Annotated in this window: 1 protein-coding gene; it reads left to right on the top strand. The window is 29.5% G+C overall.

The genetic code is table 11. The features are described 5' to 3' along the window. Positions 1-215 precede the first annotated feature (215 nt). The gene (locus V7183_RS23260) at positions 216-983 is read left to right on the top strand and encodes a transglutaminase-like domain-containing protein (RefSeq protein ID WP_335360989.1); all 768 of its coding nucleotides are present in this window, start codon (positions 216-218) and stop codon (positions 981-983) included. Positions 984-1,325 lie beyond the last annotated feature (342 nt).

The following is a 1,325-nucleotide window of genomic DNA, read 5'->3' as shown; positions in this document are numbered from 1 at the left end:
TTAAGTACATTTTTTCACAAACATAATTTATTTCATTTTTCACTAAATCAAATTTTCTCCCCATCCCATCATAATAGGGTCAATATCCATCTCTATTTATAATAATTCCCTTCTTCCGATCTTTTTTGTTGAATATTAACGCAATCAATTTCTGATAATTATAAATTGTGTTAAAATATTTTAGACGAAAAAACAACAAAGGGGGAACCTTAAAATTGGAATTTAATGTTGAGATATCTAATGAAATTAACGCAAGAATACAAGGAATAACAGATGAAAGTGAAAAAGTGAATAAAATTTTTACTTGGTTAAATGAAGATTTTGAATGGGTACAAACTGACTACGCGGAAAGAACAGTGGAAGAAATTATGATACGAAAAGCAGGGAATTGTGCAGAACAGGCAAAGGTAGTCGAAAAAGTATTAACCCATATAGGAATAGAAACTCGATGGATTTTGGAAATAAATTCTCATCCCGAAAGTATGGAAAGACAAAATTTTTCGATTAACTTAATTGAAAAATATGGGGATTTCTATTCAATATTTGGTTGGAATCATAACGACCATAGATGGCTGGAGTATTACAACAAACATCTTAAACAATGGATTCCTATTGATACAGCATTTGGTGTTCTCGGTATAAATCATTGGTTGGAAAAGAGAATAAGTTTCACCTTAGAATCTATACCAATCACACAACAAATAATCCCTTTTTGTATTGTTGCATTAGATACCAACAGTGCTGCATCAGAGATATTATCAAATTTCTATCTTATTGACCAATTTGATAAATTTCACAATGGAATGTTAAGCCGAGCAACAGTATGGGAAGAGTGGAAATCATTAATTAATAAACTAACCAATGTAGGAATAGCGACCTACAGCAGACAAGGCAATCTTCACAAGCATCAAGATGATATAAAACAGTTTTACAATCTTTATCTTAGACTAAAACAAGAAGTTCTAACAAACCTCGTTATTTAAAACTTGTGGCTTTTAAAATTCTTCCTAATATATCAACACTTTTGGTATAAAGAAGGAACCATTTGAATCATAAAAGGAATATCCATATCTCTTTCTTTAACTAAACTGACCGTTACTTTAAGTACATTCCTTCACAACCTCTTTTTTAAAAATAAATATTTAAATTAACTACCAAGTGTTATTTAACAATCTGGCTCGATTGCTGAACAAAGAAATACTCTACAAAATGGATCTTTTTATCAAACTTTTTTTACAAATTATCAATCTTTATTATAAATGATCGAACTTTATTTTAAATCAACACTCTAAATCCTTGCTAGACAGAATAAAAAATAACCTACA

Source organism: Bacillus sp. JJ1127 (genome assembly GCF_036965845.1).
Taxonomy (GTDB): Bacteria; Bacillota; Bacilli; order Bacillales; family Bacillaceae_G; genus Bacillus_A.
This window is presented reverse-complemented; position numbering and strand designations above follow the sequence as displayed.